This is a genomic window from Streptomyces doebereineriae, from assembly GCF_031845645.1.
GTDB lineage: Bacteria > Actinomycetota > Actinomycetes > Streptomycetales > Streptomycetaceae > Streptomyces > Streptomyces canus.
In genome coordinates, this window is sequence record NZ_JAVREZ010000035.1 from 64,396 (window position 1) to 70,495 (window position 6,100).

The 6,100-nt window shown below is 69.1% G+C and carries 6 protein-coding genes; 2 read left to right on the plus strand and 4 right to left on the minus strand.

The window, feature by feature from the left end:
* Positions 1-58: 58 nt before the first annotated feature.
* Genes galK through galT form a run of 3 tightly spaced genes read right to left on the minus strand, consistent with a single transcriptional unit; the run spans position 59 to position 3,239 of the window.
* Entirely contained in the window at positions 59-1,213 is a 1,155-nt protein-coding gene (gene galK, locus RNB18_RS48980; protein ID WP_311720624.1) for a galactokinase, read from the minus strand.
* Complete coding sequence (galE, locus tag RNB18_RS48985; protein WP_311720625.1) at positions 1,213-2,181, minus strand: UDP-glucose 4-epimerase GalE; 969 nt, start codon at positions 2,179-2,181, stop codon at positions 1,213-1,215. Before galE ends, galK begins: the two co-directional genes overlap by 1 nt.
* Positions 2,178-3,239: a galactose-1-phosphate uridylyltransferase gene (gene galT / locus RNB18_RS48990; RefSeq protein ID WP_311720626.1), complete on the minus strand. Its 1,062-nt coding sequence runs from the start codon at positions 3,237-3,239 to the stop codon at positions 2,178-2,180. The genes galE and galT overlap by 4 nt, the downstream gene beginning before the upstream one ends.
* Before the next feature lie 111 nt (positions 3,240-3,350).
* Here galT and RNB18_RS48995 point away from each other — a divergent pair, with 111 nt between their 5' ends.
* Both RNB18_RS48995 and RNB18_RS49000 read left to right on the plus strand, forming a co-directional pair.
* Positions 3,351-5,039: a sodium:solute symporter family protein gene (locus RNB18_RS48995; protein WP_311720627.1), complete on the plus strand. Its 1,689-nt coding sequence runs from the start codon at positions 3,351-3,353 to the stop codon at positions 5,037-5,039.
* Positions 5,040-5,060: 21 nt separating this feature from the next.
* Positions 5,061-5,381, plus strand: coding sequence for a hypothetical protein (locus tag RNB18_RS49000; protein ID WP_311720628.1), 321 nt, complete (start codon positions 5,061-5,063; stop codon positions 5,379-5,381).
* 43 nt (positions 5,382-5,424) lie between these two features.
* Here RNB18_RS49000 and RNB18_RS49005 read toward each other — a convergent pair whose 3' ends face one another.
* Positions 5,425-6,099 carry a helix-turn-helix transcriptional regulator gene (locus tag RNB18_RS49005; RefSeq protein WP_311720629.1) on the minus strand — a complete coding sequence of 225 codons (675 nt, stop codon included), beginning with the start codon at positions 6,097-6,099 and terminating at the stop codon, positions 5,425-5,427.
* Position 6,100 lies beyond the last annotated feature (1 nt).

A 6,100-nucleotide genomic window follows, 5' to 3' on the forward strand; every position in this document is an offset into this window, starting at 1 on the left:
AGAGGCCCGGCTTTCCCCAAGTTCGGATCAAGCCGGGCAAAACAGCGGTCAGTCGGTCTCAGACCAGGCGCCGCGCGCCTGCCGAGGGCACCGCCTCGAACACCCGCGGAGCGGTGAACTCCGCTGCGGCGAAGGCCTCTTGGACCGCCTTGGTGAGGGGCTCCACGTCGGCCGCCTCCGCCAGCACGATCGCCGAGCCGCCGAAGCCGCCGCCGGTCATCCGGGCGCCCAGGGCACCCGAGGCGAGGGCCGTGTCGACGACCAGGTCCAGCTCCGGGCAGGAGATGCGGAAGTCGTCGCGCAGCGAGGCGTGGCCGGCGACCAGCACGGAGCCGATCGCGCGGGTCTCACCCGACTCCAGCAGGGCGACGGTCTTCTCGACCCGCTCGTCCTCGGTGACGATGTGGCGGACCAGGCGGACCGCTTCCTCGTCGTCGCCGAGCCTCTCGAGGGCCGCGTCGAGCTCGCCGTAGGGGATGTCCCGCAGCGCGTCCACGCCCAGCAGCGCCGCACCCCGCTCGCAGCCCGCGCGGCGCTTGCCGTACTCGCCCTCGCTGTGCGAGTGCTTGACGCGGGTGTCGACGACGAGCAGCACCATGCCCTCGGCGGCGAGGTCGAAGGGGATCTGCTTCTGGGAGAGGTCCCGGGTGTCGAGGAACAGGGCGTGGCCCGCCTCGCAGCAGGCGGACGCGGTCTGGTCCATGATCCCGGTGGGGGCGCCGACGTAGACGTTCTCGGCGCGCTGGCACAGGCGGGCCAGCTGCCAGCGCTGGAGACCGAGGTCGTACAGGTCGTTCAGCGCGAGCGCGACGACGACCTCCAGGGCCGCCGAGGAGGACAGGCCCGCGCCCGCCGGGACCGTAGAGGCGAGGTGGACGTCCGCGCCGGTGACCGGATGTCCGGCCTCGCGCAGCGCCCAGACGACACCGGCCGGGTACGCGGTCCAGTTCCTGTCGCTCTCCGGCGCGAGGTCGTCGAGGCGCAGCTCCACTACCGAGCCCTCGACGTCCGAGGAGTGCAGGCGCAGGACGCCGTCCGTGCGCCGGGAGACAGCCGCGACCGCGGTGTGCGGCAGCGCGAAGGGCATCACGAAGCCGTCGTTGTAGTCGGTGTGCTCACCGATGAGGTTGACGCGGCCCGGCGCCGACCAGACACCCTCGGGCTCGGTTCCGTAGAGCTCGACGAAACCGTCCCGGACCTGCTGTGCCGCCACTACTGCTCCCTTGCTGCGCTGATGGTCTGAGCGAACTCCCAAGCGTCCGCGACGATCCCCGCGAGATCCGCGCGGGACGGGTTCCAGCCCAGCTTCTCGCGGGCGGTGGCGGCGGAGGCGACCAGGGTGGCCGGGTCGCCGCCCCGGCGCGGGGCCACGACCTCGGGGATCGGGTGGCCGGTCACCTTGCGGACCGTCTCGATGACCTGGCGGACGGAGAAGCCCTCGCCGTTGCCGAGGTTGCAGATGAGGTGCTCGCCCGCGGTGGCGGCCTTGATGGCGAGGAGGTGGGCCTCGGCCAGGTCGGCGACGTGGATGTAGTCGCGGACGCAGGTGCCGTCCGGGGTCGGGTAGTCGTCGCCGAAGACGTTGATCGCCTCGCGCCTGCCCTGCGCGACCTGGAGGACCAGCGGGATGAGGTGCGACTCGGGGTCGTGCCGCTCGCCCTGCTTGCCGTACGCGCCGGCGACGTTGAAGTAGCGCAGGGAGACGGCGCCGAGGCCGTGCGCGTTCGCCTCGCTGGTGATCATGAAGTCGACGGCGAGCTTGGAGGCGCCGTACGGGTTGGTGGGCCTGGTCGGCGCCGACTCGACGATCGGCACCTCTTCGGGCTCCCCGTAGGTGGCGGCCGTGGAGGAGAAGACGAGTCGGCGCACGCCGGCCTCGCGCATGGCGCCGAGCAGCGCCATGGTGCCGCCGACGTTGTTCTCCCAGTACTTCTCGGGCTTCACGACCGACTCGCCGACCTGCGAGAAGGCGGCGAAGTGCAGGACGCCGTCGAAGGAGGAGTCCAGCCACTTGGCGGCGTCGCGGATGTCGCCCTCGATGAACGCGGCTCCGGCCGGGACGCCCTCGCGGAAGCCGGTGGAGAGGTTGTCGAGGACGACGACCTCGTGCCCCGCCTCCAGCAGGTGCTGGGCCACGACACTGCCGACATACCCCGCGCCACCTGTCACCAGGTACTTCATGAACTCGCTACCTCTCGCAGTCGCTGTGCCGCGGACTCCGGTCGGATGTCATTGATGAAGACGTTCATGCCCGACTCGGAACCCGCGAGGAACTTCAGCTTGCCGGACGTACGGCGAATGGTGAAAAGCTCCAGGTGCAGCGCGAAGTCGTCCCGGTGGACGCCCTCGAACTCCTCCAACTGGCCGAACGGCGCCTGGTGCCAGGCGGCGATGTACGGCGTCGAAGACTCGCTCTCCCCGAATATCCGGTCGAAGCGCCTCAAGAGTTCCAGATACACCTGGGGAAACTCTGTGCGCGCGTCCTCGTCGAGGCCGAGCAGATCCGGAACCCGGCGCTTCGGGTAGAGGTGCACCTCGTACGGCCAGTGCGCCGCGTAGGGCACGAAGGCGACCCAGTGCTCGGTCTCCAGGACGACCCGCTCGTCGGCGAGCTCGCGCTCCAGGACGGCGTCGAAGAGGTTCTCACCCCCGGTCGCCTCCTTGTGGGCGGCGAGAGAACGCAGCATCAGGGCGGTGCGGGGGGTGGTGAACGGGTAGGCGTAGATCTGGCCATGCGGGTGACCCAGGGTTACACCGATCTCCGCACCCCGGTTCTCGAAGCAGAAGACCTGCTCTACGGAGGGCAGATGCGACAGCTCCGACGTCCTGTCGGTCCATGCGTCCAGGACGAGCCGCGCCTGCTCCTCCGTGAGGTCGGCGAAGGACGAGTTGTGGTCCGAGGTGAAGCAGACGACCTCACAGCGCCCCGAGTCGCCGGCCAGCGAGGGGAAACGGTTCTCGAAGACCACGGCGTCGTACGACGAGTCCGGGATCTCACTCAGTCGCTCACCCTGCGAAGGGCACAGCGGGCACTCGTCCGCCGGCGGGTGGTAGGTGCGCCCCTGTCGGTGCGAGGCGATGGCCACGGAGTCGCCGAGCAGCGGATCCCGACGAACCTCGGACGTGGTGACAGTCCGCTCCAGCGGACGCCGGTCCACGGCGTCGCGGACGGTGTCGTCGCGCAGGTCGTAGTAGATGAGCTCGCGACCGTCGGCCAGCCGGGTCGAGGTCTTCTTCACCGCTGGACTCCTTCACTCAAACATAACTAAACACAAGTAACCATAACCGCCCACCCACGTCAACATCAGAATCAAACAAAGCGCATCAGTCGAGGTGTTCACTTGTTGACTATGCAAAACCCCACAAAAGGCGCATACCTGGCAGCCGAGCTCCGGCTCCCCACCAACTGGCTCGACTACACGATCCTGGGCATCTACTTCGTCGTCGTCCTCGGCATCGGTTTCGCGGCCCGGCGATCGGTGAAGACGAGCCTGGACTTCTTCCTCTCCGGCCGTTCACTGCCGGCCTGGATCACGGGTCTCGCCTTCATCTCGGCCAACCTGGCCGCCACGGAGATCCTGGGGATGGCCGCCAACAGCGCGCAGTACGGCGCCTATACGGTCCACTGGTACTGGATCGGCGCCATCCCGGCCATGGTCTTCCTGGGCCTGGTGATGATGCCCTTCTACTACGGCAGCAAGGTGCGCTCGGTCCCCGAGATGCTGCTCCTGCGCTTCGACAAGTGGGCACACCTGCTCAGTTCGGCCCTGTTCGCCTTCGCGGCCATCCTGATCGCGGGGGTGAACCTCTACGCCCTGGCGATCGTGGTCGAGGCCCTGCTGGGCTGGCCGCAGTGGGTGGCGATCGTGGTGGCGGGCGCCTTCGTCCTCGCCTACATCACCCTCGGCGGGCTCTCCTCCGCGATCTACAACGAGGTCCTCCAGTTCTTCGTGATCCTGGCGGCCCTCATTCCGCTCTCCGTGCTGGGCCTGAAGAGGGTGGGCGGCTGGGACGGCCTGACCGACAAGCTGACCGCGGATCATGGGGCGAACTTCACGACGGCATGGGGCGGCACGGGCATCGGCAGCGCGAACCCGCTGGGCGCGAACTGGCTGACGATCGTCCTGGGCCTCGGCTTCGTCCTGTCCTTCGGCTACTGGACGACGAACTTCGCGGAGGTCCAGCGAGCGCTGTCGGCGAAGAACCTGAGCGCGGCCCAGCGCACCCCGCTGATCGCGGCCTTCCCGAAGATCTTCATCGTGTTCCTGGTGATGATCCCGGGCCTGACGGCCGCGGCCCTGATCCCCGGCTTCGGCACCTCCGACTCGGGCTACCAGTACAACGACGCCATCCCCTATCTGATGGAACAGCTCCTGCCGAACGGAGTCCTGGGCATCGCGGTCACCGGCCTCCTGGCCGCCTTCATGGCGGGCATGGCGGCGAACGTCTCGTCCTTCAACACGGTGTTCACGAACGACATCTGGGCCCGCTACGTGGAGAGGGGCCGTGACGACGGGTACTACGTCCGCTTCGGCCGCCTGATCACGGTGATCGGCGTCTGCGCGTCCCTCGGCACGGCGTTCCTGGCGTCCTCGTTCTCGAACATCATGAGCTACCTCCAGACGCTGTTCTCCTTCTTCAACGTGCCGATGTTCGTCGTCTTCATCGTCGGCATGTTCTGGAAGCGCGCGTCCGTGAAGTCGGGCTTCTGGGGCCTGCTCGCCGGCACGGTGGCGGCGATGGTGAACTACTTCTGGATCTACAAGCAGGGCATCATCGACATCCCCTCCGACCAGGGCGCCAACTTCGTCTCCGCGATCGTGGGCTTCGTGGCCGGTGGGGTGGTCATGGTCGCCGTGTCGCTCTTCACGGCCCCCAAGCCCGCCGAGGAACTCCAGGGCCTCGTCTACGGCACGACGTCCCCCGGCATGTCCGAGCCCCCCGCCGCCGGCGACGACGCCTGGTACCGCAGGCCTGCCCTGCTGGGCTGGGGCGCGATCGTGCTCGCGGCCGCCTGCTACATCCCGTTCTCGTTCTGACCGCGGGAGAATTGAGGAACCATGTCCGAGCCCCACGGCTACTCCGAACACGACGTCCAGCGGGAAGTCACCGAACTCCAGGCCCAGTCGGCCACCGCGGCCCGCATCTTCGACCTGCGCCGCATCATCGGCGGCCTGTTCGTCCTCTACGGCATCATCGTCACGATCGCCGGCATCAACCCCTCCGACTCCTCCCTCGACAAGTCGGAGGGCATCAACATCAACCTCTGGACCGGCCTCGGGATGCTGCTCCTGGGCATCTTCTTCCTGGTCTGGCTGAAGTTGCGCCCGACTCCGCCGCCGGTACCGGAGGCGGTACCGGACGAGAAGCCGGGTGATTAGCGGCGCGTAGGGGACGCCCGATCGGGCGGGGCCTCCGCAGGCATCACGGCCCAACCGCCGGAGGCCCTCCCACCGGCCCCGCCCGGTCCAGCAACCCCGTCCGAGCCGCCAGCGCCGCCGCCTCCAGCCGGGACCCCACCCCCAGCTTCATCAGCACCCGCTGCACATGGGTACGGGCGGTGGACGGCGCTATCCCCATCCCCGCCGCGATCAGCCGCGTGTCCTCCCCGTCGGCCACCCGCACCAGCACCTCCACCTCCCTGGGCGTCAGCATCTGCAGCAGCCGCTGTCCCTCGTCGTCCGGCTGGGCCGCGGGGTTCAGCAGCTCGCTGAACGCCCCCTGAAGCAACTGCGGGGCAACCGCCGCCTCTCCCGCCCGGGCCTTCATGATCGCCCGCTCGACTCCCTCGATGCGCTCGTCGTGCCGCACATAACCGGAGGCCCCCGCGGCGAAGGCGGCGGCGATCCCCCGAGGGCTGGGCACCGGGCCCAGCACCAGCACCGCCACCTGCGGCCGCTCCTGCTTGATCCGTACGACCGGGTCGAACATCCCCGGCTCGGCCGGCGTGGCCGTCCCCAGCAGGCACACCTCGGGCGCCCGGCTGATCACCAGCTCCGCCGCCCCCGCGGCAGGCGCCGCCGCCGCGAGCACCCGGTGCCCGCGCAGTTTCAGCGCCGAGGCCAGCGCCTCGGCGAGCAATCGGTGGTCGTCGACCACC

Excerpts from the sequence above, each read along its gene's own strand:
- galE (WP_311720625.1), bottom strand. The coding sequence starts at position 2,181 with ATGAAGTACCTGGTGACAGGTGGCGCGGGGTATGTCGGCAGTGTCGTG.
- RNB18_RS48995 (WP_311720627.1), top strand. The coding sequence starts at position 3,351 with ATGCAAAACCCCACAAAAGGCGCATACCTGGCAGCCGAGCTCCGGCTC.
- RNB18_RS49000 (WP_311720628.1), top strand. The coding sequence starts at position 5,061 with ATGTCCGAGCCCCACGGCTACTCCGAACACGACGTCCAGCGGGAAGTC.